The following is a 26,083-nucleotide window of genomic DNA, read 5'->3' as shown; positions in this document are numbered from 1 at the left end:
GTTTCACCTTATTTCGCTGCTTTTGGTAACACAATTTTCTTGTTGTTACGTGATTCTTTATATAAAACAACTGTCAAGCCGATTAATTGAACAAGTTCAGCATGTGCACCTTTTGCAAGAGCCTCTGCCACTTCGTTTTTGTCATCTTCACAGTTATCTAAAATACGCACTTTAATTAATTCACGTACTTCTAATGCTTCACGAATTTGCTTTGTCATTTCGTCATTCACGCCGCCTTTTCCTACCTGGAAAATCGGTGTTAAATGATGTGCTTCTGCACGTAAAAAACGCTTTTGTTTACCTGTTAACATAAAAATTATTGTCCTCCTAATTGCGCCTTTAATCGCGCAATCATTGAATTTGTATTTGGATATTCATCGAGCCAGTAATGGAACGCAATCGCACCTTGATGTACGAACATTCCAAGACCAGTTACAACGGTCGCTCCTTTTTCCACAGCCGCTTGTAAAAAAGGCGTCATTAATGGATTATACACAATATCTGCAACAATTGCGCCTTTCGCTAGTCGATTCAATGAAAATGGCATCGAAAAGTCACCCGTTACAAGCCCAGCTGACGTCATTTGCACCAAAATGCCAAAATCAGCCAATGATTCCTCCGCTTGCGCTAAAGAAATTGCACGCCCTGTTCCGAGTTCATCGATAATTGCTTGTGCATTAGCAACTGTACGATTGGCGATTGTTAAATTCATATATCCTTGTTGTTGCATGGCAAATGCGATGCCACGAGCTGCCCCGCCTGCTCCAATTAGAAGCACAGGCTTATCTTTATGTGACTTGCCGACAGCTTCTTCTAATGAGCGTACAAAACCAAGCCCATCTGTATTGTATCCTTTTAACTTCCCCTCTTTTGTTCGTACAACGGTGTTCACCGCACCCATTTTTTCTGCTAACTCATCTAGCTCGTCTAAATAAGGAATGATTGCTGTCTTATGCGGTATGGTCACATTCCAACCACTAGCACCTAATGTTTTAAAACCAGCAATCGCTGCCTCTAACTGATGTGATGGTACGTGCACTGGAATATAGGCTGCATCGATTGCCATTTCTTCAAACCAAACATTATGCATGGCTGGTGATTTTGAATGCTCAATCGGATCACCAATTACTGCAAACCACTTCTTCATGTCCTAGTTCCTCTTCTCTTCTTTACTAATATTAAATGAGCGATGGACGAATTGATACTTGTACACCTTTTGGTGCATAAGCAGCAATGACCACATTCGCATGCTGTACCGTAATCCAGCCAAGTCCCGAAAAGACCACATCTGTTTTTGCTTCTTTGATTGAAAACTCATGACGGACTAACTCTGGAAGCTTGTCGATAAAATCTGCAGTCGGAGGTGCCAATAATTCCCCCTTATGCTCAGCATATAGCGTATCTGCCTTTTCAAGCTTTGTACGGTGGATTGGCAAATCATTTGCCACGTGAATTGTAAATGCTGAACGTTCCCCTTGAATAAAGTCAAATCGCGCAAGTGCACCAATAAATAATGTTTGTCCTGCATTTTGCTGATACACTTTCGGCTTAATTTCTTTTTTGGGCATAATATACTTTAATTCGCTTGCATCAATATAATGTGCCATCTGATGGTGATTAATAATCCCAGGTGTGTCATATAATGCACTACCATCATCGAGTGGAATTTCAATCATGTCCAATGTAGTGCCAGGGAAATGCGAGGTAGTAATGACTTCTCCTTCACCCGTAGCCTGCTTAATAACGCGGTTAATAAACGTGGATTTCCCAACATTAGTACAACCTACTACGTACACGTTTTGGCCGTTGCGATACTGGTCTATAGCCTCCATTGCTTCAGCCATTCCTTGGCCCTTATGTGCACTAACTAACAGCACATCAATCGGTTGTAGACCAAGTGCCTTCGCTTCACGTTTGAGCCAGTTAATTACTTTTTTGGGCTTCACTGATTTTGGCAGTAAATCAGCTTTATTCGCTACTAATAGCACTGGATTTTTGCCAACGAAGCGATGAAGCCCTGGCAACCAGCTACCATTGAAGTCAAAAATATCAACGATTTTCACGATCAAGCCTTGCTGTGTTCCAAGGCCGTTCAAAATACGCAGAAAATCGTCATCTGTTAATGACACAGGTTGTATTTCATTGTAATTTTTCAAACGGAAGCAACGTTGACAAATGACTACGTCTTTTTCTAATGATGATGGGGGTGCATACCCTACTGCTGTTTTATCTTCTGTTTGAATTGTCGTACCACAGCCAATACAATTTGGCATTTCGTTCATTCTTGTTCCTCCCAAGTAATTATTCCTTTACGTTTTAAATCATTGAACACACGACGCTCAACGAAACGATTAAATTTTGTTACGAGCCCATCTGATTGTGCAACTGGTTTTACTAACACAGTATGCAAGCCTAAACGTTTGGCGCCCATCACATCTGTAAGTAGCTGGTCTCCTACCATTACTACTTCATTAGGACGTAAGCCTAGTTGAATAACAGCACTATAAAAAGCATTACGAAGTGGCTTTCTTGCCTTATGAATATATGGAATGTTAAGTGGCTCAGCAAAATGCTTTACACGTGCTTCTTTATTATTTGAAGCGATAATGACACGAATGCCAGATTCCTTCATAATACGTAGCCAGATAATTAGCTCTTCCGTTGCATCTGCACGGTCCCATTCCACAAGCGTATTATCTAAATCTGTAATAATTCCTTTAATGCCTAGTTCTTGAAGCTTTTCTGGTGTTATTTCAAAAATGCTTGTCACAAATTCATCTGGTAATAAAAAATTATACAAAATAGCGACCCCTAATCTAAACGTATTATTCGACCATTATAGCATATTTGCAAAGGCTTCACCCATGCGAATTGGACTTCCTTGTACAACATTGTCCGTAAATGTAACGGTATCTTTCTCAAATAGCATGACCACTGTCGAACCAAATGAAAAATAGCCAACTTCTTCTCCCTTTTGCCACTGGGCTGTTGTATTTGTTAACACAATGGAATTGACAAAAGTAGCACCGACTTTAATAAATGCCACATGCTGGTCATTTGCCACTTTTAACTCCGTTACAAGACGATAGTTATGAGAAATTGGCTTTTTGCCGTAAGTGAGACCTAGCTGATTGACCGGGAAAGATGATTGTCCCAATGTGTATTGTCTTAACACTTCGCCATCAATCGGGCTATGGATTCGATGATAATCAGCAGGACTTAAATAAAATACGATAAAATGTCCATCTGCATATTGCGCAGCACGATCATTATTCCCTAGTAAGTCCTGTAAAGCATAAGGTTTGCCCTTTACAAGAAAAGTCATATCCCATTCAATGCGGCCAAAGGATTCCACTTTTGCATCCACTGGACTTGTAAAAACAGTAGGATTTTGGTCTACTGGTCGTGCATCTGTTAAAAGCTCTCTTGTAAAAAAATCATGCAAACTTGAAAATTGTTGTGGTTTTTTTGAAACTTCTTCAAGGTTAATATCGTATAATTTCATATAGCTTGGAATTATTCGCTTACTCCACTTCGCTTTAGCAATAGTTTGTAAAAGCTGGGAAGATTGTTTGCCATTCGTTAATTCTATTAAGCGTTGGTATAGTTTTTCTTTCATAAAGCAAAACCCCTATCCATTAAATTAGACTGTCAATTTTTTCTCATCCGAAGTATAATGGTACAATATCTTAAGTGCAAAGGAGTGATCCGCCTTGTTTTTTTATCACAAGTTGGTGGATACGACGGTTAAGAAAATGAAATCGCACGCAGCAAACTTCATCACAATTAGTAATATGTCCTTTGGTGGCGCGGCCATAATGGCCACTTTACATGAATATTATAGCTATAGTGTCTTGTTTATCTTTATTGCTGCTCTTCTCGATCGCTATGACGGGAAAGTGGCACGCGCGCTCGGACAAGTATCTGAGTTAGGTAAACAATTAGATTCTATGAGTGATATTATATCATTTGGTGTAGCACCTGCATTATTAATGTATGAAGTTGTCCTAGTTGATTTTGGTTTCGCGGGCATGATGATGACCGTTCTTTATATCGTCTGCGGTGCGATGCGATTAGCTCGCTTCAATATTAGTGAAGCAAACGGTTATTTTACTGGGCTCCCGATAACAGCTGCTGGTACGCTATTAACATTAACGTATTTTGCGTCGACTACGTTCCATCCAGCCTTTTATCTTTTCCTACTACCGATTTTAGCTTTACTAATGATTAGTACATTCACGTTAAGAAAAGTGTAACAGCGTAATTGCTGTTGCACTTTTTTTCATTGAACGACCTTTCTTAACATATACTGTCGAAAAATGGGGAAAGGATGAAATCATTCAATGAGCGGAATTTTTACTTCTATGTTGCAGTTATGGTTTGAAATCCCTGCGTTATTCGGTTATTTAAAAGGGCAAACATTCCATAAACCCTTTTCTAAAGAAGAGGAAGCTGCTTGTATTGAACGATTTTTAGGTGGTGATGAGCAAGCGCGTCTCGATTTAATTGAGCGCAATATGCGACTTGTTGCACATGTCGTAAAGAAATTCCACCCAAAACATGAACAACTCGATGATTATATTTCAATCGGAACAATCGGTCTAATGAAAGCTGTTGAAAGTTATACACCCGATAAAAAGACGCGCCTTGCAACGTACGCAGCACGCTGTATTGAAAATGAAATTTTAATGCATTTAAGGACCCAGAAAAAAGTACAAAAAGATGTATCCTTATTTGAACCAATTGGCACAGACAAAGATGGCAATGCATTACAAATTCGCGACCTGCTACAATGCGATGAAGAAAGTGCAACCGAAAAAATCGAACATAAAGAACATGTTGCCCAGTTGTACCATTATTTGCACATGCTCGATGAACGCGAGCTGGAAATTGTCACACTCCGTTATGGGCTAAATCAGCATGATGCACTGACACAAAAAGAAATTGCTGCCCGCTTAAATATTTCTCGTAGTTATGTATCTCGCATTGAAAAGCGAGCACTAATTAAACTCTATCAATTTTATAAAAGAGATCAAAAGTCTATTGAGTAATTTATTGTAATTTGTTATTGATAAAAATTCAATCTTGACATAGCAGTACTTGTTTTATTGATGCTCTTTGCATAACGATTTTCATTAGTTGCTAACACATTTTAGCGTGGCTGGTGTCCATTGAGGAGTCCGTTGGTTCCTCGAACAATAAAAAGCTCCTTTTTGACTTTAACAGCCACAAAGGAGCTTTCTATAAAGTATTAATGCGTTGCTTCTGTCAAATCTGCCGAAATAAGCGTGCCGATTAACATTGTAATTATTACGACACCTGCTGTTAAAAATAGCATAATGAATACCTCCCATCGAACTATGAAGAGAATATAATGCCATTGTAGCATTGAAGATTATTTACGACTGTGATTTTTCTCACTTTTTTCACTGCTCACTTTGTCTATTACATGTAGATTTATAGAGCCGTAATTGCTTTTAATACTATTTGTGTTGAATGTTTTGCAGCGACTGGTAAGAACTCATCGAAGCTGATGTTTGATTCTTTGCCAGCAATATCAGATAGTGCACGAATAACTACGAAAGGTGTACCGAATTGATAGCATACTTGTGCAACAGCTGCCGCTTCCATTTCAACAGCTTTCATTTGAGGAAAATGTTGACGCACTGCTTCCACACGTACCGGATCATTCATAAAGGCATCACCAGAGCAAATTAAGCCAATACCGTATTGATGTTCACCAACTGCTTTTACAGCTTCTTCGGCAACTTTTATTAATTTTTCATCTGATTGGAAAGCAGCAGGCATACCTGCCATTTGACCAATTTCATAACCGAAAATTGTAACATCTACATCATGATGACGGACTTCATCTGAAATAACAACGGCTCCAACTTCAAGGGCCTCATCATAACCCCCAGCAGAACCTGTATTAATGACTACATCTGGTTTAAATTCATGTAATAAAATTGTTGTTGACATTGCCGCATTGACTTTACCAATACCGCTTTTTAATAGCACTACTTCTTTTCCTTCATATGTCCCTGTTGTGTATTCACTACCAGCAATTGTTGTACTAGTAGCACCTTCTAAAGATGCGCGTAATAACTCTACTTCCTCTTCCATTGCACCGATAACTGCGATTTTCATGAATTCATTACTCCCCTTCTTTTATCCAACTCTATTAAACAACGATGTGTCGGCTTTGGCATCCGTATTGTAACAAGCACCCGCCGCAAACCCCAATATCCGTTGACGTGTTTCCATAACCTACGGATAATGGCTCTAGTCACCAAACATTGTGCTATTGAGCTATGTTTTTACCCAATAGATTTAAAAATAATCAAAACAGCAGTTTTCGTCAATAGGCACCTTCTAATGTATTCAACTGTTCTAGTTTTACAGGAAGCCAGCCTTCGTTATCAACCCATTCCATGCTGACACGATACTTTTCACTTTTATCTTTTGTCGAAACCGTTGCAATGGCTTTATTGGCACCACCATTATTTTGCAAGCGCCAAACAATCATATTGTCATTTGTAATGCCAGTAACGGCTGTCACTGTCGCAATTTTTTCTGCCCAATCTACAGATTGATCATCGTAGGATGACACATGCTCTCCAGTTTGCGTTGTTGGCGTCGGTTTCCAGCTTTTATCTGTCACCACACGGTCAACAATTGGATTGTCTGACGTCGTTTCCACTGCCGTATTTTGTTCTGGTTGCTGTTCTGCCTCTTTCGACTCGTCTGTATCTTTCGTCTGTTCTTCATCTTGTGACTGTTCGTCGTTACTCGCTATGTCTTCCTCTTTTGAAGGTTCCTTCTCACTGTCATCGTTCTTTTGCTCTTGAGCTGGTTCCTCTTTAACAGTTTCTTGTGCGTCATCTTGCCACTTAAACACATACGTTGCCACTATCACAATTAATATAATGACAATGCCAATTAAAATATTTAACATTTTATCTAGCTTTTTATTGTGAGATGGCTGCAAATGACGACTGCTTCGTGTTTGTCGTTCACCCATGAAGTCTCCCCCTCTCTAGCCAATATTTTATCAAGTTCCACACGACTTGCAAAATAAAAACAGTTAGCTCTTCTCTTGAAAGAAGAGCTAACTGCTTGTACATCTGTGATTATTTAATTGAAAGAATTTTCACTTTCATTTCACCACCAGGTGTTTGTACAACTACTTCTTCACCTTCAGCTTTTCCAAGTAAGCCTTTTGCAATTGGTGATTCATTTGAGATTCGGAATTCCATTGGATCAGCCTCGGCAGAACCAACAATCGTATAAGATTCTTCATCAGAAGATGGTTTACCGTTAATAATTTCTACGAATGTAACCGTTTTCCCAAGCGAAACTACACTGTTGTCCGTTTCATCTTCAGTAATAATTACTGCGTTACGAATCATTGATTTTAATGTAGAAATACGTCCTTCTAAAAAGGCTTGCTCTTCTTTTGCTGAGTCATACTCGGCATTTTCAGAAAGGTCTCCGAAGTCACGTGCAATTTTAATACGCTCTACAATTTCTTTACGCGTTTCTGTTTCTAATTTCACTAATTCTTCTTCTAATTTTCTTTTACCCTCTGCAGTCATTGGGTACTGTTTTTCGTTTGACAAAGTACTTCACTCCTTATTTCATCAATATAAAAACATAAAACTCGACCAAATGCTTTGAAAAATGCATTTAATCGAATTTTATTATTTTTAATCCATTTCAAAATACACTTTGACCTAATAGTATGCATGCCTTACAAAAATATGCTTCATAAAGCATGTAAATATTGTCAATACCACTCTATCTTATTACAATACGTTGTCAGTTTCAAGAATAGTTTTAATTTTCGTTACCATCAAATCAATCGCTACGCCATTCTCTCCACCTTCAGGAATAATAATATCAGCATAACGTTTAGTCGGTTCAATAAACATATTATGCATCGGTCGTACTGCAGATAGGTACTGGTCAATTACAGAATCTGTTGTACGTCCACGCTCTTTAATATCACGTAAAATACGACGAATAATACGTAAATCTGGATCCGTATCAACAAATAATTTGATGTCCATTAAACCACGTAAGTCTGCATCCTCTAATACTAAAATTCCTTCTAGTATAATAACATCTACTGGCTCTACATGGATAACTTCCTTAGCACGCGTATGCTGTACATAGTCATAAACCGGCTTATCGATTGGCTGACGCTTTAATAATTTTTTTATATGCTCAATCAATAAATCATTATCAAACGCTAGTGGATGGTCATAATTCGTTCCTAGTCGTTCTTCAAATGTTAAATGACTTTGATCTTTATAGTAGTAATCTTGTTCAATTACTACGACAGAATGCTCACGGAAAACATCATAAATAGCACGGGTCACACTCGTTTTACCTGAGCATGAGCCACCAGCGATTCCGATGACAACTGGACGCTTGATTGCCATTAATTATTCTCCTTTCGCATCATGTTGTGCGGTTGAAGTGGTGTCTCACATTTAAACTTAACAATTTGCAATGGATGACGTGCCGCATCTAAGCTATTGCCATCCTCATCCCAAATTTCCCCCATTGTAATGCGGAAATTTTCGATTTCTGGCCCAAAAAATTCTACTTCATCACCTGGTTTAAAATAGTTACGTTGTTGCATCGTTACAATTTTTGTTTCAGGATCATGCTCTAAAATAAGCCCTGCAAATTCATAGGTTGTTTTACGACCATGAACGCCAAACATTTGCTCTTCATGACCTGGTGCATCATGGAAGAACGCCTCAGCAGTGTCACGATTTGCACATTTATCTAACTCTTCTAGCCATTCCCGTTTAATTTTAAAATTGTCAGGGTCTGCACAATACGCATCAATGACTTTACGATAGACAGAAACTACTGTTGCCACATAGTGAATCGATTTCATACGGCCTTCGACTTTTAATGAGTCAATGCCAAGCTCTATCATATGTGGAATCGCTTCAATTAACTTTAAATCTTTCGGACTCATCGCAAAAGGTGCATGATTGTCATCGAAGAGCGCTTTTTCCTCGCCGTCTTCCAGCTCATATAAATCATAATCCCAACGACAAGATTGGCAGCAGCCACCACGATTGGAGTCACGTGCTGTCATATGATTTGATAACACACAACGACCTGAATAGGCAATACACATTGCGCCATGAACGAATGCTTCAATTTCGATATCGACTTTTTCTTTCATTAGCTTCATTTCTTCGCCGCCAACTTCACGTGCTAAAACAACGCGGTGTAAGCCTTCTTCTTTCCAATACTGTACTGCTTTCCAGTTTGATAAAGATTGTTGTGTAGAAAGATGGATTTCTAGCTTCGGTGCAGCACTACGACATGTTTCGATAATAAGTGGGTCCGCTACAATAATGCCAGTAACGCCTGCTGATTCAATATCCTTTAAATATTGCTCTAAACCATCCATATTTTCATTATGAGCGAAAATATTCGTTGTCACGTAAATTTTTGCTCCATACTTATTTGCAAACTCTACACCTTCACGCATATCTTCGATAGAAAAATTATCTGCGTTTGAGCGAAGACCGAATTCTCGACCTCCGATAAATACTGCGTCCGCACCATAATGGACAGCTACTTTTAGTTTTTCTAAGCTACCTGCAGGGGCAAGTAGTTCAGGTTTTTTTGTAATGACGCGTTTACCGTTTATCATTTCACGGATTTTGTCATTTTGTTCTAATGCCAATGCCATGTTCTTGCCACCTCCTAGTAAACTGTTTCCTTGAAGATAAAGCCCGTATCGAGTGGTCGAATAGCAGGTTGAATTTCTTCAATTTTAGCCAGTAAATCATCTTTAATATCGTCATATGCATCTTCTGATTCGTCAAAATAAGTGTCAATTGCTCGACGATATGCTTCTGTAACTGTCACTACATATTCCGGCGTTTGTAAAACACCTTCAATTTTTAGCGCATCGATGCCTGCTTCAAATAACTCGCCTAGCTCATCAATAATGCACATATCATTTGGACTGAAAATATGTGTACCATTTGCATCCTCATAAATTGGATATTTGTTGTTACGCTCATCATCATGAAGGAACATATTACGGTTTTCTTGACGATTTTCAATTGTCATTACTTTATCTTGATATAAGAAATAATGACCCAGTAATGGACGCTTCGATTGGAACATACAAGTCATGCCGTGTACTTGTACTTCCACTTCTACTTCTGCGTTTTCTTTAATTTCTATTACTTCATCTAATGAAAGCTCACGTGCTAGCACAGCACGTGTTGCACCACGTTTACCCCAATAATTCGCAGTAAACCAGTTGGTAGCCGTCGTTTCCGGATTCCAGTGCAACGGAATGGTTACACCTTGCTCGCGACGCACTATAATAACCGCAGGGTCGCCGTAAATTAAACGATCTACACCTATGCGTTGCATTTCTTTTAAATAGTCACCTAATGCATCTAGTTTTTCGTTATGGAAAAGCGCATTCACTGCAACATACACCTTTTTGCCTGCTGCGTGTATTAGCTTCGTTGCTTCTTCTACTTCGCTCACTGAAAATTCACCTGCAAGACGAAGACCAAATTGTTGTTCCCCAATGACAAAAGCATCAGCTCCAGCTGTTAACAGTGCTTTTACATGGTCTACTGATTGCGGTGTAACAAGCAATTCAGGTTTTTTCATAGTCGTCACCTCTTCAAACATAATAATAAGCCATCCCCCACTGGTAAAAATGCACTTGTATAGTCAGGATGGTGCATAATCCAATCGGTAAAGTTTTTTAAATTCCGAATCATTGTGCGCTTGCGACGTGGTACGTCTTTTAAGTCCAAATCGGACAAGCCATGCATATACATATTATCGATATACAAGACGCCTCCCGAGTTGACAAGAGGGGCATATTTTTCGAAAAATCGTTGGTATTGTCCTTTTGCTGCATCTATAAAAACCGCATCAAAAGTTGTGTGAATTGCCTTATCGTCTACCTCTAAAGCATCTCCCTCAATAACCGTAATACGATTGGACACGGTCGATCTTGCAATATAAGCTTTTGCACGAGCGACACGTTCTTCATCACGTTCGATCGTAACAATCTGCACATTTGGCAAAGCCTCTGCCATCCGTATTGCTGAGTAACCAATTGCCGTGCCAATTTCTAAAATTTTTGCCGGATTTTGAATACGTAGCAACTGATTCAGTGCGTCTATTCCAGCTAACTGCATAATCGGTACATGATTTTCTTCCGCATATGCTTCCATTTCTAAAAGCAAGTCATTACGTGGTTGAATAAATGATTGTATATATGCATCCGATAATTCCATTGTAAAATTCACCCTCATTTAAAAGGAAACGAGCACTCCCGTTATCCAAACTTCATCATCACTTTGCTACAAAAAGAAAAAGACCAAACGTGATGTCTTGGTACTTTGCCATACAAAAATGAGCAATTGTTAGTCGATATGCACGAAACAATTGCCACCACGTATAATTGATTAAAAATCACAATTTATAATAGCACGAAAATAGAAGGAAAGCTATTTTTCTTTCCTTCTATCTATTTTATTGTGCTATTTATTTGCCTCAAATTACTGAGATTTACTTAATATATTGTTCTTTCTTTTGCAAATGCTCATCATATGTTTTTGAGAAGTGGTTAACTCCTTCTTTATCTGCTAAGAAATAAAGATAATCAGTTTTGCTCGGATTTAACGTTGCTTCAATCGAAGTTTTCCCAGCACCAGCAATTGGCCCTGGCGGTAATCCTTTATTTTTGTAAGTATTATAAGCGTTTTCCACTTCTAAATCTTCATACAATACGCGATCTTTATGTGAACCAAGGGCATATAAAACAGTTGGGTCTGTTTGTAGTGGCATGCCTTTCTCTATACGATTATAGAATACACTCGCTATCGTTTCACGATCTGTTTGTGCTGTTGCCTCTTCCTCTAATAACGATGCAAACGTTAAAAGTTGATGGACTGACATTTGTTTTTCAACTAACACTTCACTATAATTTTTCACTACATTATTCATCGCTGCAATCATTTCTTCAACAATTGACTCTAACGAAGGTTTTTCTTCAAAATAAGAATATGTTGCTGGGAATAAATACCCTTCTAAGTCATAGCGAATATTATCAGCTAAAACCGCATCTGTAATAAGTTCTGGATAGTTAGCCATCATTTTTTGAACAAATGCTTCACTTGTTACTAAATCCATAAACTCTTTTTGAGTATAAGGTGTTTTCTTTTCTACGATTTTACCTATCTGATCAAGTGTTAGACCTTCTGGAATCGTCATCGTAAAGATTGGCTCACGATACACCTTGCCTGTTTTTAAACTCTCAATCAGCTCGTCCAATGTCATCGCTTGGGTTAAATCATAATTTCCTGCTTGGAATTGAGATTCATTTTTAAACTTGGCGTAATATTTAAAGACTTTCGCATCTTTAATAATGCCCTTTTTCTCTAACAAAGCCGAAATCGAACTTAAACTAGAGCCAATTGGTACTTCAACAGCAATGGTTTTCGTCGCATCCGGATTCACCGGTTTAAGCGCACTCTTAACGTAGTTGTACCCAATTAAACCGATAATGCCAAATAATAATAAAAACGTAATGGCTATAATAGCTACGATTTTTCTCACGATTTTTACCTCAGATTTTTTTTCTTCCATTTTTGAAAACATTTCTTGTTTTTTAGAACCGTTATCCACGGGTTTCCCCCCTATCACTATCCAATATCATACTAGAAATCAACTTTTTCGACAAACAGAAATGACAATTCAGGAGAAATTGCACACATAAAAAAATCTGCTAATACATTCTTTAGCAGATTTGTAACTTTATAATTGCAACGCTCCTTGCTTTTTCTCTTCTACTAACAAACCTTGCGCTAGTTGAGCAATAACAACATCATCAGCTGGTGGATTAAAGCGGCTACACTGAACATCTCGAAAAAGTCGTTGCAATTTATTAGACTTCGACAAACTTCGGCCTCCAACAACTTGCATTGCTTTCGTCACAATGTCTATGGCATGTTGACAAATCACATATTTTGCAATACTAACATCCTGCGCTAAATCCTGTTTACCTGTCGGGTGCTGTTCTGCTTGTGCAGCAATACTGTAAAGCGTACGACGTGCTGTTTGATACAACACCTCCATTTCTCCAATCTTTTGTTGCACATGGCTAGCGTGTGCAATTGTATTTTCCAAGCTATAAGAATACGTATTTTTCGCAAACTCGACTACATAATCCCTCGCCGCACCTGCAATTCCTAAATAGACCGCAGGAATTTCTAAAGAATAGACACGTCCATCTGCTAAAAATCGATTCACTTCATTCGGACGGTGACGATATAATAATGCCTCATCTGGCACAAAAGTATCGTGGAAAATGATATCATGACTACCTGTTGCTCGCATGCCCATTGCATCCCACGTATTCACCACTTCAACCTGCTCATTTTTTGTCATAAGAAACTCGGCAGTTACATTTTCATCTTCTAAATATGCAATAATCGTGAATTGCTTTAAAATTGGTGCTAGTGAAGCAAAAGCTTTCTCGCCGGTAATGATATAACCACCTGGAACTTTTTTGGCAGTCGTGCCAGGCAAACTACCCCGTGAAATATTGCCCTTTCCTCGTTCACTATTAATAATATTTAACAGGGAACCTTCCTCCACAGCTTTACGACTTAGTTCTGCAAAAATATGCTGCGGCCACAACTTCGCTTCTCTTACATTTAAAAACGTTAATAAGTGCCAGCCAACCGCTAAAGCAGTTGACCCATCTCCTTTAGCAAGCTGCTCTTGCACTAATAGCATTTCATAGAGAGAGATTTCCTCACCGCCGTATTTTTTCGGTACAGTCAATCGAAAATACCCTGCCTCCTCCAACAATTTAAAATGGTCAAAAGGAAACGCACCACTTTCATCATAAATAGCAGCTGTTTCTTCAATTTGCCCAGCAAGTTTACGAGCATATTGAACGAGCTGTTGTTCTCGCTCATTCCGGATAAAAACATCACGCATTAATCGATCACCTTACTTTTCGTAAATCGGTTTTGAGGTTTCTTTAGCCCTAAATGTTCACGCAATGTTGTCCCTGTATAATCTTCACGATAGATGCCACGCTCTTGTAATATTGGTACAACCTTCTCTACAAAGTTTTCTAAATCACGTGGTAACAACGGAAATTGCAGCATAAATCCATCAGCTGCCCCTTCCTTCAACCATCGTTCCATTTCGTCAGCAATTTGTACCGCTGTTCCAACAAAGGCATCACGTCTAGCAGGTCCAAACAGGCGGGCATACAACTCACCGACCTTTAAATTTTCTTTTTTAATAATCTCTAAATGCTCGTCAAAATGGCTTTGAATACTGTTGACAGCAGGAAACTCAACTTCAATAGCTGGCGTATCTAGCGAATACTTTGAAAAATCAACATTGCCCATATAACCTGAAACAAACTTCAAGCTCTCATATGGGTCTATCAATGATTGCAATTCATTGTATTGACGAATGGCTTCTTCCTCAGTATCACCTACTATGGGCGAGATTCCTTGTAAAACAAGCAACTCCTCCTCCGTTCGACCGAACGACGCTAGCTGTGCCTTTAAAGTGCGATAATGTGCTTTGGCTTTTTCGATATCATCCCAATGGACAAAAACAACTTCCGCTGTTCGTGCAGCCAATTTTTGCCCTGGCTTAGATGCTCCGGCCTCAACAATAACAGGTTGCCCTTGTATCGAACGCGCAATGTTTAGCGGACCTTTCACAGATAAATATTTACCTTTAAATGCTGTTTCATGTACTTTCTCTTGGTCATAAAAAATATTATTTTCACGATCATAGATAAAGGCATCATCTTCCCAAGAATCCCATAATGATTGCACGACATCAATAAATTCTTCTGCTCGTTCGTAGCGATGGTCATGCTCCCAATGCTGATCACGACTAAAGTTTAAAGCTGTTTGGCCGGTTGCATCTGCCGTTGTCACTAAATTCCATGCAACACGTCCATTGCTGATATGATCAATGGACATTAATTGTCTTGCTAATACATACGGTTCACTGTAAGTAGTCGAAGCTGTTGCACCAAGCCCTATTTTGGATGTCGCTGCAGCTAGCGCTGTAATTTGAATCAGTGGGTCAAAACGATTTAAAATATGTGGATGGGATTCGTGATTAATGGCTAAACTATCCGCCACAAAGGCCATGTCGAATTTTCCTTTTTCGGCAAGTTGTGCTACTTTTTGTAATGCTTTTATATCAATGCTTGCATCGACCTGCGCTAAAGGATGCTTCCATGCCGCAACATGCATGCCTGCCCCGATTAAATATAAAGCTAACTTTAAATGTTTGTTCTCCGCCATTTTTCATCATCTCTCCTTTTAATATGAATAAAACGTCTTCCATGTTGCTAGTTCATCCAATGGCATGTTGACAGGAATATAGTTCCCCTTTGAAATGTTAGAGACAAAATCTGCTGTTTCTTTACGCTGATATATCTCCACAATTTTTTTCAATGTTGCGTTGTCCTTATCTTCAGGCTTTGCTACTATGACATTAATAAAAGGCTTTGCTGTTTCATTTTCATGAATAATCGCATCCTTTAAAAGCAAGCCTGCTTCAACAGCTACTCCATTATTAATAACCGCAAAATCAGTATCCTCCATGACACGAGGCGTCGTCGCCCCATCTACGGGCACAATCGTTAAATTTTTAGGATTGTCTTGTATACGATCTTCGCCTCCATTGCCATCAAAATTATCGGTAACCGTTAACAGGTCATATTCTTGCAGCAGTAACAATGCTCGCCCCCAATTGGAAGGATCATTTGGCACTGCAATTTTAGCCCCATCCTTTATCTCTTCTATCCGTTTGTATTTGTTCGAATACAAGCCGATGGGCGCCATAATCGTTGTGCCAATCGCTTGTAAATCTGTGCCGTTATTCTTATTAAATAAATTTAAATATGCGACATGTTGGAAAGCATTTATATCGACTTCACCTTCTGCTAATGCTTGATTGGGATCATACTGTGCCGAAAATGTCACTAATTCTAAATGTATATGTTCCTTTGTTGCTTGTTCTTTTATATATTCCCACGTTTTGATTTCCGAGCTGCGAATGCCAACCTTCACAACATCGTTTTCCTCAGCCTTTGTACATGCTACAAGTAAAAATAATAATGACAAGAGTCCGATAATATACTGTATTTTCTTCATTGCTAGCTCTCCTTTTAAGCTACTCTTCGCAGCTTTCTTTCAATGGTATTGCCGATACTTTGAATAATTTGGACAACAACGACTAATAGTACAACTGTCACGAGAATGGTTACATTATCAAAGCGTTGGTAGCCATAAGTTATGGCAACATCCCCAAGACCTCCTCCACCAACTGCTCCTGCCATTGCTGTTGCCCCGATAAGTCCAATCGTTGCTGTTGTGACGCTTAAAATTAAAGATGGGAAGGCTTCAGGAAGTAAAAACTTATGAATAATTTGAAATGGAGAAGCTCCCATTGCTTTTGCCGCTTCAATGATGCCTTCATCTACCTCAAGCAGAGAATTTTCAATTAATCTTGAAATATACGGTCCAATATGCAAGACAAGTGGTACGATAGCAGCAGTTGTGCCAATCGCTGTCCCAACAAGTAGACGTGTAAATGGAATGATAGCTACTAATAAAATAATGAAAGGAATAGATCGTAACGTATTGACAACTGGATTGACAATCGAGAAAATAATTTTATTTTCAAGTATGTGCCCTTTGCGCGTAACAACTAAAACGATGCCTAATATAAACCCTAAAATAGCGCCAAAAATTAATGAAATGCTAACCATGTACAGCGTATCCAACAGTGCGTCGATGATAACCTGTGTGCTCACCTTCATGTGCAACGACCTCCTCCATATGAATATTTTTACTTTGAATATATAAAAACGCCTTTTGAATCTCTGGAGCTGAACCCACTAGCTCTACAATTAAATGACCGAATGGAATGCCCTGTAGCTCCGTAATATTGCCAAATAGTACATTGACATCGACCGCGAATTTCTTGGCTACTTGTGATACAACAGGCTGACCGACATCCACCCCAATAAATTTCATATTGTAAATTCGTTTCGAACCATCGATGACATTCAATTGCTCATAAACAGATTGCGGTACTTCATTTCGAACAACTGATTGCACAAAGTTTTTCGTTGTGTCTTGCTTTGGTGCAGAAAAAATGTGTAGGACATTGTCTTCTTCTATTATTTGCCCGTTCTCCATTACCGCCACACGATTACATATATCTCGAATCACTTCCATTTCATGTGTAATCATCAAAATGGTAATGCCATATTCACTATTGACACGCTTGAGCAACGCTAAAATAGATTTTGTTGTTTGGGGGTCCAGAGCAGATGTCGCTTCATCGCATAATAAAATTGTCGGCTTTGTAATTAATGCTCTTGCAATCCCTACACGTTGCTTTTGACCACCTGATAATTCATCAATAAAGCGATGCGCCTTATCTTGCAAGCCGACAAATGTTAAGACTTCTTGCACTTGAGCTGCTATTTTCGATTTGTTAGCACCACTTAACACTAAAGGCATTGCCACATTATCAAAAACCGTTTTAGAGTGGAGGAGATTAAAGTGTTGAAAAATCATTCCAATATTTTTCTTTTCCTCCCGCAATTGTTTTTTGCTTAGTTTGGTTAAATTTTTACCATTGACAAGCACTTCACCAGATGTCGGCTCTTCTAATAAATTCACTGTGCGAAGTAAAGTACTTTTCCCAGCCCCACTAAAGCCAATTACGCCAAATATATCGCCTTTCTGAATAGTTAAATTAATGTGATTTAACGCCTTCACAGTCGCTTGCCCAACATGAAATTCCTTCGTCGTATTTATAAATTCAATCATTCAGATTTCCCTCCTATGCACTTGAATCCGTATAATCTGTTCAACATGCTAAAATACTGGAACGACAGCCCCTTTATATTGATCTTCAAAAAATTTTCTCGCCTTTTCACTTGTCAGCCATTTCACTACTTTTTGAATGGCAGCATCTTGCTGTTTTTCTTTCGTCGTTGCAATAATATTGACATAAGGTGACTCCGGCCCTTCCATAATAAGTGCATCCTCAAGTGGATTATAACCTCCTTCTAATGCGTAATTCGTATTGATAGCAGACGCGTCTACATCATCTAATGAGCGCACTAATAACAATGGATCAACACCTATAAACTGAATATTCTTTTCATTTTTTGTAATATCCTCAACTGTGAAATCACTGTCCTTTGCATCATCTAATTGGATAAGGTCATTATGTTCAAACAGTAGTAATGCGCGTGAAAAATTGACAATGTCATTTGGCACAGCTACTTTTGCATTTTGTGGTAAATCCTTTATATCGTGAATTGTTTTTGAATAGACTCCGAATGGCTCAATGTGAATACCTTTGACACTTACCAAATCTAGATTACTTTCTTTATTCGTCTGTTCTAAAAACGGAATGTGCTGAAAATAGTTGAAATCAAGTTCACCGTCCGCTGTTTGTTGATTGGTTTGGACAGCATCTTTTAATATGGAAATATTTAATTTCACACCATCTTGTGCAAGATCTTCCGCTAAATATTCTAATACTTCCGCATGAGGAACACTTGCAGCCCCTACATTTAATGTAACAACGTCGTCTTGTTTTACCTGCTTCGAATCTGTACAGCCAGCAAGGACAATGATTAACACGCTAGCAAACCATAACCATAATTTTTTCATATTATATCCTCCTATTTTTATTAATTTACTTGGTTTAATTACAAATAAATATAGAGCATTTCATGTACAGTTGAATAATTCTCTTAAAATAAACTATTTGAAATTTTCTGTTTTTATTACAACAAATCTTATCCGTTTACTTGTAATTGGTCAATGCTATTTTTTCTTGTTTTTCCCATGTATCAATCTTTATGTAATCTTGCAGGGGAAGATTCCCTTGTTTTCTGTATGTTACACACGTTTTTCTCTCTACTAAACACAATATTCGTTGGACGATAGAATCCTTTTTAGCTTCAGATAGAAATTTTCTATTAGACATCGTAGCAAATTGTTTGAGTGACTGGCACTCATATATAAAAAAACATACTCAAAGTTATACTTTGAGTATGTTTTTTTATAAGTCATTTAAAATATCTTCTACGAATTCCCATTCTGCATCTGTTTCAATCGGTAGTAAGTCCTCAATCGTTCCATCTGGTCCAGGTACATATTGGGCAGCGAAAATATCACGTTCCTCCATTGGTTCTTCTGAAACAGCAACATAAAGTACATATGATTTGCCAAATTGTTCAGAAGCAAATGTATGAATAACCTCGCACACCTGATCTGTGCCATCTTCATTCGTCACGGTTATAAGCTGTGGTTCCTCCTGAAATTCATCTAACAGTGTTAATACAACTTCATTAATCATTTCCCATTCAGTATCCGTTTCCACAGGTTGCAAATTAATCATTTCCCCGCTGTTATCATCATAATCGAATGTCATCGCTGAAATATCACCAGGAATTTCTTGCCCCTTTTCATCTATCAGTGAGAACAATACATATGATTTTTCCTCGGCATCAAATGTAAATACAACTCGGCATGTTTGCTCTTGACCATTTTCTCCGATAATAATAAATTCTTGTGTTTCCTCGTTCATTTAACTTCCTCCTTACAAATGAGCTGATTGTTTTAGTTCTTGCCCTTGTACGTCCAAGTTGATTGGCGTAAAAAAAGAACAAGGACCGCTTTTGCCATCCTTGTTCTTTACACTTTAAAATGAAAACAATTACTCTTCGTCTTCGTCCTCTAAAGCGTTTAAAACGTCTTCTACCATGTCCCACTCTGCTTCTGTTTCAATCGGTGTTAATTCGCCATCTTCACCGTTTTCAGAAGGTACAAATGATGATACGAAGATTTCTACAGAGCCGTCTTCATCTTCTTCTGCTCCTACCATTGAGTAAAATACATAAGATTTACCGAATTCAGGAGACTCGTGTACGTGAATTACTTCGCAAAGTTGCTCGTTTCCGTTTTCGTCAATCACTGTAATGTGTTGTACGTGTAATTCTTCTTCATGGTTATGCTCGTGAGCCATGTTTGCCACCTCATTAATTAGTTTTTGCTATCTAGATAGCCTTGTAAAATCATCACAGCAGCCATTTTATCAATGACTTGCTTGCGTTTTTTGCGACTTACGTCCGCTTCGATTAGCATGCGCTCGGCAGCCATCGTCGTTAAACGCTCATCCCAAAGTTTAACCGGCAGTGAAAATGTCTCTTCTAATAACTTTTTATAGTTTTCAGAAGCTTCACCACGTGGTCCTACCGTATTATTCATGTTTTTCGGGAATCCTACAACAAATTCAGTGATAGTATATTCCTTCACTAGCTCAGCAATACGGTCGATGCCGAATTCGCCATTTGCTTCATCAATTTTTACGGTTTCAATACCTTGAGCCGTCCAGCCAAGTGCATCACTAATGGCAACACCGACTGTTTTCGACCCAACGTCTAATCCCATAATTCTCATTTCTAGCCCTCGTTATTCTTTTTAATATAAAATTTAACAAGCTCTTCTAGAATTTCGTCACGCTCTAGCTTGCGAATTAAATTACGAGCATCCTGATGGCGAGGAATATACGCCGGATCACCAGAAAGTAAGTAACCGACAATCTGATTGATAGGATTATATCCCTTTTCCTCTAATGAAGAATGTACTTTCAACATTACCTGCTTGACTTCCTGTTCCATTGATTCTTCTGGAAAATTAAATTTCATCGTTTGATCAAATGAACTCATGACCAGCACCTCGCTTTCAGAAATAAGGAGATGTGCAAAGAAGCTCATCTCCGATTTCTCTTTATTATAACCGATTTGACGTATTAATTAAATGGATTTAACGTAATCATACACAGAAAATAGCGCTTCATCAAGTTTTGAAGCATCTTTAGCACCTGCCATCGCCATATCTGGACGACCGCCGCCTTTACCGCCACAAGCTTCTGCCACCATTTTCACAATATTTCCTGCATGGTAATTGCCACCCACTAAATCTTTCGTTACACCTGCACATAACATGACTTTATCGCCATCAATAGCACCTAGGACAACAACAGCTTTTGTCATTTTACCTTTTAGGTCATCCATCATTTGACGCAGTTGGTTATTGTCTTTCGCTTCAACTTTCGTTGAAAGTACTGTCACATCACCAAATGTTTGGGCTGCATCTACAATAGCACCTGCTTGTGCATTGGCAATTTTTTGTGATAATCCTTCATTTTCACGTTGTAATTCTTTGTAGTCTGCTTGTAGCGCATGAACTTTAGTGACAATATCTTTCGGATTTGCTTTTAATAATGCTGCTGCATCATTTAATAGCGCCTCTTCTTCTTTAACCGCCTCATATGCCACTTTTCCAGTCACAGCCTCGATACGACGCGTTCCTGCGCCAATACCACCTTCTGATACAATTTTAAAGAAGCCAATTTCAGAAGAACGTTTTACATGGATACCACCACAAAGTTCGATTGAATAATCGCCAATGGAAACGACGCGCACAATATCACCGTATTTTTCGCCGAATAATGCCATTGCCCCCATTGCTCTCGCTTCATCAATCGCCTTTTCTTCAATCACGACTTCAATATCTTCCCACACTTTTTCATTTACAATACGTTCAATTTGTTGTAACTCTTCTTTAGTTACTTGACCGAAGTGAGAGAAGTCGAATCGTAATCGATCAGGACCAACATAAGAACCTGCTTGGTTAACATGGTCACCTAATACGTCTTTTAACGCACGTTGCATAATGTGCGTTGCTGTATGGTTTTTAATGATGAGATTACGTTCACTGCGATTAACTACCGCTTTTACTGCATCTTCAACATGCATTTCACCTGATTCAACAAGAACTGTGTGTAACGGTTGTCCATTTGGTGCTTTTTGAACATCCTTAACGATTGCTGTAAAGCCGTCATTGGAAATTACACCACTATCAGCAATCTGTCCACCCATTTCAGCGTAAAACGGTGTTTTTGCTAAGACAACTAAAGCTTCTTGACCTTCTGAAGCGACCTTCGCGACTTGTCCGTTGACAATCATTGCTGCAACTTCCGTTTCTACTAATAATGTATCATAGCCAACGAATTCACTTGCAACGGTTAAGTTTGCTAGCACTTCATTTTGTACTTGCATTGAATCCACATCTTGACGAGCTGCACGCGCACGTTCACGTTGTTCATTCATTGACACTTCGAATCCTTCATGATCCACTTTCATGCCTACTTCTTCTGCATATTCTTCTGTTAACTCGATTGGGAAGCCATATGTGTCGTAAAGACGGAATGCATCTGCTCCAGGAATATAATCATGACCCGCTGCTTTTTGTGCTTCTACAACTTCATTAAAAATAGCAAGACCACCATCTAATGTTTCATGGAAACGAATTTCCTCGTTTTTAATCACACGTTGGATAAATTCACATTTCTCCGTAACTTCTGGGTAGAAATCCACCATAATTTGTCCAACTGTTGGTACTAATTCAAACATAAATGGTTTTTCGATACCAATTTGTTTAGCGTAACGTACTGCACGACGTAGTAAACGACGCAATACATAACCACGACCTTCATTTGAAGGAAGAGCGCCATCCCCGATAGCAAATGCCACAGTACGGATATGGTCTGCAATCACTTTGAATGGTGTATTAATGTCTTCTTCTGAACCGAAGATTTCACTTAACGAGACTTCACCAGGACGCTTGTATTTGCGATTGGCAAATTGTTCAATTTTTTCAATGATTGGCATAAATAAATCCGTATCAAAGTTTGTTGGAACATTTTGTACAACTGATACAATACGTTCTAGTCCCATCCCTGTATCAATGTTTTGCTTTGGTAATGGTGTATAAGTACCATCAGGATTATGGTTAAATTGAGAGAACACTAAGTTCCAAACTTCTAAATAACGTTCGTTTTCTCCGCCAGGATACATTTCTGGATCATTTTCATCTGCACCATATTCTTCTCCACGATCGTAGAAAATTTCAGAGTTTGGACCAGATGGACCTTCCCCGATATCCCAGAAATTCCCTTCTAATCGAATTAAACGTTCTTCTGGAATGCCAATTTCGTTATGCCATACGTCATATGCTTCTTGGTCTTCTGGGTGGATGGTAATCGATAAAAGTTCAGGATCAAAGCCCATCCACTTTTTATCCGTTAAAAATTCCCAAGCGTAATGAATTGCTTCTTTTTTGAAGTAATCACCAATAGAAAAGTTACCTAACATTTCAAAGAATGTATGGTGACGTGCTGTTTTCCCTACGTTTTCAATATCGTTCGTACGAATCGATTTTTGTGCATTCGTAATACGCGGATTATCAGGAATAATACGACCATCAAAATAAGGTTTTAATGTTGCTACACCCGAGTTAATCCAAAGTAATGAAGGGTCATTAATTGGCACAAGAGGTGCTGATGGTTCATGGTGATGTCCTTTTTCTTTAAAGAATTCTAAATACATACGGCGAATTTCTACTGCTTTCATGTGAAAAGTTCCTCCTCTAATAGTGTAAAATTACGATATGAAGCCGCTTATACGCATAAAAAAGCCCTCATCCCCAAAAAGGGACGAGGACTTTGTATATTGTCTCGCGGTACCACCCTAGTTGTAAGTATTGTGTATACTTACCTCTTTAGCACTTGTAACGTAAGTGAACGGCAGGGATTAGCTGCACTCTGGAGTAGCTTTCGGCACTTGTTGACGTGAGGATTTTTTCAGCCTAGAAATCCCTTTCTTCTACACGCACAAATACGTACTTGTTCCATCATCGTTTTTTCTATTTTCTAACGCACATTATAAAAAAATTATGGCCTTCTGTCAATCATTGCATTTCTATATTGATATGAAATGATGGCAGTCAGCTAAAAAATATATTAGCTATCTAAGATTAACCAAAGTACAACATTTCGAATAGCGCTTAATCTTTATTTTTTAAGAAATTTTCTACTCTTTGTATAAATGGCTCCCGATTATACGATTGGTAGAGTAAGCTCGATAAACGTACTGGGTCTCCAAAGAAATATCGCTCATATAGCGTTTGTCTCGTGCCAAAACTACTCATCGTTAAATCCCATGCTAAACGGAATTTTTTGACACGCTCCTCTCCACCATCCCTAAATGATTGTAAATAATGCTCCAAATCCCCATCATCTGCGCCAAATGCTTTTTCACTCGGGATTGACATTAAGCCACTTGCACCTAATAATTGAATGATTTCTGTAAAGGTTGGATAGACTTTAGGGAAAATTTGAATGGCTACCTGTAATGTTGGATGGTCAGGTCTTATATAACCAAAGTCGTCTCTTTTAGCTTCTAGTTCGGATTTGAGCAATAAAGCTTTCATCGTTTCTAATGTTACAATGATTTCCACTACTTTTTGCTGTACATGTTGGTATTCGCCAATATTGATTGTATTAACAATTGATTGGACAACACCTAAAACAAATTCTGTTTTAGCAATTTGTCGGGACAATACTTGATGTAAAGTATATGCTTGGAAGCCACTCACATTCATGAAGTTATTGGCAACCTCATTATTTTCATAATAAAAAACGCGCTCCCACGGTACCACGACATCATCAAAGACAACAATCGCATCCATTTCCTCAAAGCGTGCGCTTAAAGGATGATCGAACGTTGATTCCCCTCCGACAAATGACTGTCTACATAAAAATTTCAATCCTTTCGTATCACTTGGTATGGAAAAACCAAACCCTTTTTCCTTATCAAAGCCATTTGTTGATAAAACAAGTAGTTCGTCTGTAATGCCACCTTGTGTGGCAAGCAATCTTGCCCCTTTAATTACCAGTCCTTGAGTTGTTTTCCCTACAATTTTAGCCGCAATGATGACCTCTTCATCTTCATAATGATATCGTTGACGGTTTACTTGTGGCTCAATAAACGTATGTGTCATCGTCAAATCATTTTCACGTGCATATTCATAAAAATTTAGCAGATGATCTGGAAAGCAATTTGGCTTATCTTTTAAATATTCAGCGGCAGATGCTAATGCCATTAAAGTAGTGTTCATATAATCAGGACTTCTTCCCATTAAGCCATGATTAGATAAAGCCCACTCTCGCGCAGCTTGACGTCTTGTTACTAAATCTTCAACCTTTGTCACTTGTAGAAAAGACATACCTACTCGTTCATTACTCTTTGGTGATACATAGGTCAAGCTATCATGTAACGACTCATCATGCTGCAAATCAAAAAGCTTTGCTTGACTTTGCATTACGCCTTTAAATGCTGGATGTTCTGAAACCTTTCCCGTAACGACTGCGCCATCTATTGAGATATGCGTTTGCAATGCATCGATGCGCTTAATATACTGCTGGCCTGTTATTATTGGCATACATTCACCCCTAAAAAAGTTACCTATGTTTTCATTCCATGTAGTATATGAACTTTTACGTTTTTTCGTTCCACAACTACTTATCTGTACTATATCAATCGTTATTTCACAGCAAACTGTACTAGTTTAATAATACACAACAAAATTGACGATAAAGCTTGAATTATCAGTGATTTTAGATAAAAACGGTTTCAAAAAGCACTTTTCAAACAAGTTCATTTTTGTGTCACATTCATCAAAATACCTCATTTCATTAGTACAACTTTCTAGATTTCTTTTGACTAACTGGAGTAAGATATAGACATCAAGAAAAGAAAAACATCATTTGTCCAATAAAGGAGAAAATAAAAATGAATACACAAATTATTTCCTATGTAGCTCAAATGGAAGCAGCTTTAATGAACCAAATGGAAGATCATAATGAAGAAAATTTATTGTTCTCTATTGCTTCTGATATGATTGCAAAAGAACAAGATCAATACGAAAATGTTTGCCAAGCATATGAAGTGGTAAAACATCACTTAATCGGCTTGCATTAATCCCATCCTTTTGAAATAACATCTACTACAAAACAAACCCGCATCTTCCCTGAAGATGCGGGTTTGTTTTTTGTACATATAGTTTTTCGTCGAAAA

28 protein-coding genes are annotated in these 26,083 nt (G+C 38.4%); 3 read left to right on the top strand and 25 right to left on the bottom strand.

All coding sequences use genetic code 11. The features are described 5' to 3' along the window. Window positions 1-8: 8 nt before the first annotated feature. Genes yhbY through LS41612_RS07730 form a run of 5 tightly spaced genes read right to left on the bottom strand, consistent with a single transcriptional unit; the run spans window position 9 to window position 3,619 of the window. Entirely contained in the window at window positions 9-311 is a 303-nt protein-coding gene (gene yhbY, locus LS41612_RS07750; RefSeq protein WP_025220069.1) for a ribosome assembly RNA-binding protein YhbY, read from the bottom strand. Between the two features lie 5 nt (window positions 312-316). Next, complete coding sequence (gene aroE / locus LS41612_RS07745) at window positions 317-1,147, bottom strand: shikimate dehydrogenase (protein WP_024363093.1); 831 nt, start codon at window positions 1,145-1,147, stop codon at window positions 317-319. A gap of 31 nt (window positions 1,148-1,178) precedes the next feature. Continuing rightward, window positions 1,179-2,282, bottom strand: coding sequence for a ribosome biogenesis GTPase YqeH (gene yqeH / locus LS41612_RS07740; protein WP_024363094.1), 1,104 nt, complete (start codon window positions 2,280-2,282; stop codon window positions 1,179-1,181). Continuing rightward, window positions 2,279-2,803, bottom strand: coding sequence for a YqeG family HAD IIIA-type phosphatase (locus LS41612_RS07735; protein ID WP_231786343.1), 525 nt, complete (start codon window positions 2,801-2,803; stop codon window positions 2,279-2,281). Before LS41612_RS07735 ends, yqeH begins: the two co-directional genes overlap by 4 nt. A 33-nt stretch (window positions 2,804-2,836) precedes the next feature. Beyond that, entirely contained in the window at window positions 2,837-3,619 is a 783-nt protein-coding gene (locus LS41612_RS07730) for a phosphatidylserine decarboxylase (RefSeq protein ID WP_024363096.1), read from the bottom strand. A 136-nt stretch (window positions 3,620-3,755) separates the two neighbouring features. Here LS41612_RS07730 and pssA point away from each other — a divergent pair, with 136 nt between their 5' ends. Together pssA and sigK are read left to right on the top strand one after the other, a co-directional pair. Beyond that, window positions 3,756-4,256 carry a CDP-diacylglycerol--serine O-phosphatidyltransferase gene (gene pssA / locus LS41612_RS07725; protein ID WP_051147750.1) on the top strand — a complete coding sequence of 167 codons (501 nt, stop codon included), beginning with the start codon at window positions 3,756-3,758 and terminating at the stop codon, window positions 4,254-4,256. Between the two features lie 87 nt (window positions 4,257-4,343). Beyond that, window positions 4,344-5,051: an RNA polymerase sporulation sigma factor SigK gene (gene sigK / locus LS41612_RS07720; RefSeq protein ID WP_024363098.1), complete on the top strand. Its 708-nt coding sequence runs from the start codon at window positions 4,344-4,346 to the stop codon at window positions 5,049-5,051. 406 nt (window positions 5,052-5,457) lie between these two features. Here sigK and mtnN read toward each other — a convergent pair whose 3' ends face one another. The 20 genes from mtnN to hpaB all read right to left on the bottom strand — a co-directional run bounded on the left by mtnN (window position 5,458) and on the right by hpaB (window position 25,448). After that, the gene (mtnN, locus tag LS41612_RS07710; protein ID WP_024363100.1) at window positions 5,458-6,150 is read right to left on the bottom strand and encodes a 5'-methylthioadenosine/S-adenosylhomocysteine nucleosidase; all 693 of its coding nucleotides are present in this window, start codon (window positions 6,148-6,150) and stop codon (window positions 5,458-5,460) included. Between the two features lie 211 nt (window positions 6,151-6,361). Further along, window positions 6,362-7,024 (bottom strand): YrrS family protein, encoded by a 663-nt coding sequence (locus LS41612_RS07705; RefSeq protein WP_024363101.1) that lies wholly within the window; start codon window positions 7,022-7,024, stop codon window positions 6,362-6,364. Between the two features lie 109 nt (window positions 7,025-7,133). Beyond that, a complete protein-coding gene (greA, locus tag LS41612_RS07700) occupies window positions 7,134-7,622 on the bottom strand; it encodes a transcription elongation factor GreA (RefSeq protein WP_024363102.1) in 489 nt (162 codons plus the stop codon). A gap of 186 nt (window positions 7,623-7,808) precedes the next feature. After that, window positions 7,809-8,447, bottom strand: a complete 639-nt coding sequence (udk, locus tag LS41612_RS07695) for a uridine kinase (protein WP_024363103.1) — start codon at window positions 8,445-8,447, stop codon at window positions 7,809-7,811. Beyond that, complete coding sequence (locus tag LS41612_RS07690) at window positions 8,447-9,727, bottom strand: peptidase U32 family protein (RefSeq protein WP_029747273.1); 1,281 nt, start codon at window positions 9,725-9,727, stop codon at window positions 8,447-8,449. The genes udk and LS41612_RS07690 overlap by 1 nt, the downstream gene beginning before the upstream one ends. A gap of 14 nt (window positions 9,728-9,741) precedes the next feature. Continuing rightward, window positions 9,742-10,674 (bottom strand): peptidase U32 family protein, encoded by a 933-nt coding sequence (locus tag LS41612_RS07685; RefSeq protein WP_024363105.1) that lies wholly within the window; start codon window positions 10,672-10,674, stop codon window positions 9,742-9,744. Between the two features lie 5 nt (window positions 10,675-10,679). Beyond that, window positions 10,680-11,312, bottom strand: a complete 633-nt coding sequence (locus LS41612_RS07680) for an O-methyltransferase (protein WP_024363106.1) — start codon at window positions 11,310-11,312, stop codon at window positions 10,680-10,682. Window positions 11,313-11,586: 274 nt separating this feature from the next. Further along, window positions 11,587-12,705 carry an endolytic transglycosylase MltG gene (gene mltG, locus LS41612_RS07675; protein ID WP_024363107.1) on the bottom strand — a complete coding sequence of 373 codons (1,119 nt, stop codon included), beginning with the start codon at window positions 12,703-12,705 and terminating at the stop codon, window positions 11,587-11,589. 129 nt (window positions 12,706-12,834) lie between these two features. Next, entirely contained in the window at window positions 12,835-14,025 is a 1,191-nt protein-coding gene (locus LS41612_RS07670; RefSeq protein WP_024363108.1) for an acyl-CoA dehydrogenase family protein, read from the bottom strand. Continuing rightward, window positions 14,025-15,368, bottom strand: a complete 1,344-nt coding sequence (locus tag LS41612_RS07665) for an LLM class flavin-dependent oxidoreductase (RefSeq protein WP_024363109.1) — start codon at window positions 15,366-15,368, stop codon at window positions 14,025-14,027. Before LS41612_RS07665 ends, LS41612_RS07670 begins: the two co-directional genes overlap by 1 nt. Before the next feature lie 18 nt (window positions 15,369-15,386). After that, window positions 15,387-16,223, bottom strand: coding sequence for a MetQ/NlpA family ABC transporter substrate-binding protein (locus LS41612_RS07660; protein ID WP_024363110.1), 837 nt, complete (start codon window positions 16,221-16,223; stop codon window positions 15,387-15,389). A gap of 14 nt (window positions 16,224-16,237) precedes the next feature. Continuing rightward, window positions 16,238-16,891: a methionine ABC transporter permease gene (locus LS41612_RS07655; protein ID WP_024363111.1), complete on the bottom strand. Its 654-nt coding sequence runs from the start codon at window positions 16,889-16,891 to the stop codon at window positions 16,238-16,240. Further along, a complete protein-coding gene (locus tag LS41612_RS07650; RefSeq protein ID WP_024363112.1) occupies window positions 16,833-17,912 on the bottom strand; it encodes a methionine ABC transporter ATP-binding protein in 1,080 nt (359 codons plus the stop codon). Before LS41612_RS07650 ends, LS41612_RS07655 begins: the two co-directional genes overlap by 59 nt. Window positions 17,913-17,960: 48 nt before the next feature. Beyond that, entirely contained in the window at window positions 17,961-18,767 is an 807-nt protein-coding gene (locus LS41612_RS07645) for a MetQ/NlpA family ABC transporter substrate-binding protein (protein ID WP_024363113.1), read from the bottom strand. A 394-nt stretch (window positions 18,768-19,161) separates the two neighbouring features. Then, window positions 19,162-19,689 carry a DUF1292 domain-containing protein gene (locus tag LS41612_RS07640; RefSeq protein ID WP_024363114.1) on the bottom strand — a complete coding sequence of 176 codons (528 nt, stop codon included), beginning with the start codon at window positions 19,687-19,689 and terminating at the stop codon, window positions 19,162-19,164. A 129-nt stretch (window positions 19,690-19,818) separates the two neighbouring features. Further along, window positions 19,819-20,127 (bottom strand): DUF1292 domain-containing protein, encoded by a 309-nt coding sequence (locus LS41612_RS07635; protein ID WP_024363115.1) that lies wholly within the window; start codon window positions 20,125-20,127, stop codon window positions 19,819-19,821. 17 nt (window positions 20,128-20,144) lie between these two features. Beyond that, entirely contained in the window at window positions 20,145-20,561 is a 417-nt protein-coding gene (gene ruvX / locus LS41612_RS07630; protein ID WP_024363116.1) for a Holliday junction resolvase RuvX, read from the bottom strand. 2 nt (window positions 20,562-20,563) lie between these two features. Continuing rightward, a complete protein-coding gene (locus LS41612_RS07625; RefSeq protein ID WP_024363117.1) occupies window positions 20,564-20,830 on the bottom strand; it encodes an IreB family regulatory phosphoprotein in 267 nt (88 codons plus the stop codon). Window positions 20,831-20,917: 87 nt separating this feature from the next. After that, complete coding sequence (gene alaS / locus LS41612_RS07620; RefSeq protein ID WP_024363118.1) at window positions 20,918-23,578, bottom strand: alanine--tRNA ligase; 2,661 nt, start codon at window positions 23,576-23,578, stop codon at window positions 20,918-20,920. Between the two features lie 433 nt (window positions 23,579-24,011). Next, window positions 24,012-25,448, bottom strand: coding sequence for a 4-hydroxyphenylacetate 3-monooxygenase, oxygenase component (hpaB, locus tag LS41612_RS07615; RefSeq protein ID WP_024363119.1), 1,437 nt, complete (start codon window positions 25,446-25,448; stop codon window positions 24,012-24,014). A gap of 350 nt (window positions 25,449-25,798) precedes the next feature. Here hpaB and LS41612_RS07610 point away from each other — a divergent pair, with 350 nt between their 5' ends. Next, window positions 25,799-25,987 carry a hypothetical protein gene (locus LS41612_RS07610; protein WP_024363120.1) on the top strand — a complete coding sequence of 63 codons (189 nt, stop codon included), beginning with the start codon at window positions 25,799-25,801 and terminating at the stop codon, window positions 25,985-25,987. Window positions 25,988-26,083 lie beyond the last annotated feature (96 nt).

The organism is Lysinibacillus sphaericus, assembly GCF_002982115.1.
Classification (GTDB): domain Bacteria; phylum Bacillota; class Bacilli; order Bacillales_A; family Planococcaceae; genus Lysinibacillus; species Lysinibacillus sphaericus.
The sequence above is the reverse complement of the archived record's forward strand: the minus strand, read 5'-3'. Positions and strand labels throughout refer to the sequence as shown.

Coding starts and splice junctions, on each gene's coding strand:
- LS41612_RS07625 (WP_024363117.1), bottom strand. CDS start 20,830: ATGAGTTCATTTGATCAAACGATGAAATTTAATTTTCCAGAAGAATCA.
- yhbY (WP_025220069.1), bottom strand. CDS start 311: ATGTTAACAGGTAAACAAAAGCGTTTTTTACGTGCAGAAGCACATCAT.
- LS41612_RS07645 (WP_024363113.1), bottom strand. CDS start 18,767: ATGAAAAAATTATGGTTATGGTTTGCTAGCGTGTTAATCATTGTCCTT.
- LS41612_RS07680 (WP_024363106.1), bottom strand. CDS start 11,312: ATGGAATTATCGGATGCATATATACAATCATTTATTCAACCACGTAAT.
- sigK (WP_024363098.1), top strand. CDS start 4,344: ATGAGCGGAATTTTTACTTCTATGTTGCAGTTATGGTTTGAAATCCCT.
- LS41612_RS07660 (WP_024363110.1), bottom strand. CDS start 16,223: ATGAAGAAAATACAGTATATTATCGGACTCTTGTCATTATTATTTTTA.
- LS41612_RS07635 (WP_024363115.1), bottom strand. CDS start 20,127: ATGGCTCACGAGCATAACCATGAAGAAGAATTACACGTACAACACATT.
- yqeH (WP_024363094.1), bottom strand. CDS start 2,282: ATGAACGAAATGCCAAATTGTATTGGCTGTGGTACGACAATTCAAACA.
- ruvX (WP_024363116.1), bottom strand. CDS start 20,561: ATGAGAATTATGGGATTAGACGTTGGGTCGAAAACAGTCGGTGTTGCC.
- LS41612_RS07690 (WP_029747273.1), bottom strand. CDS start 9,727: ATGGCATTGGCATTAGAACAAAATGACAAAATCCGTGAAATGATAAAC.
- LS41612_RS07670 (WP_024363108.1), bottom strand. CDS start 14,025: ATGCGTGATGTTTTTATCCGGAATGAGCGAGAACAACAGCTCGTTCAA.
- mtnN (WP_024363100.1), bottom strand. CDS start 6,150: ATGAAAATCGCAGTTATCGGTGCAATGGAAGAGGAAGTAGAGTTATTA.
- aroE (WP_024363093.1), bottom strand. CDS start 1,147: ATGAAGAAGTGGTTTGCAGTAATTGGTGATCCGATTGAGCATTCAAAA.
- udk (WP_024363103.1), bottom strand. CDS start 8,447: ATGGCAATCAAGCGTCCAGTTGTCATCGGAATCGCTGGTGGCTCATGC.
- LS41612_RS07610 (WP_024363120.1), top strand. CDS start 25,799: ATGAATACACAAATTATTTCCTATGTAGCTCAAATGGAAGCAGCTTTA.
- alaS (WP_024363118.1), bottom strand. CDS start 23,578: ATGAAAGCAGTAGAAATTCGCCGTATGTATTTAGAATTCTTTAAAGAA.
- LS41612_RS07640 (WP_024363114.1), bottom strand. CDS start 19,689: ATGAACGAGGAAACACAAGAATTTATTATTATCGGAGAAAATGGTCAA.
- LS41612_RS07655 (WP_024363111.1), bottom strand. CDS start 16,891: ATGAAGGTGAGCACACAGGTTATCATCGACGCACTGTTGGATACGCTG.
- LS41612_RS07650 (WP_024363112.1), bottom strand. CDS start 17,912: ATGATTGAATTTATAAATACGACGAAGGAATTTCATGTTGGGCAAGCG.
- LS41612_RS07685 (WP_024363105.1), bottom strand. CDS start 10,674: ATGAAAAAACCTGAATTGCTTGTTACACCGCAATCAGTAGACCATGTA.
- LS41612_RS07730 (WP_024363096.1), bottom strand. CDS start 3,619: ATGAAAGAAAAACTATACCAACGCTTAATAGAATTAACGAATGGCAAA.
- hpaB (WP_024363119.1), bottom strand. CDS start 25,448: ATGCCAATAATAACAGGCCAGCAGTATATTAAGCGCATCGATGCATTG.
- LS41612_RS07665 (WP_024363109.1), bottom strand. CDS start 15,368: ATGGCGGAGAACAAACATTTAAAGTTAGCTTTATATTTAATCGGGGCA.
- pssA (WP_051147750.1), top strand. CDS start 3,756: ATGAAATCGCACGCAGCAAACTTCATCACAATTAGTAATATGTCCTTT.
- LS41612_RS07705 (WP_024363101.1), bottom strand. CDS start 7,024: ATGGGTGAACGACAAACACGAAGCAGTCGTCATTTGCAGCCATCTCAC.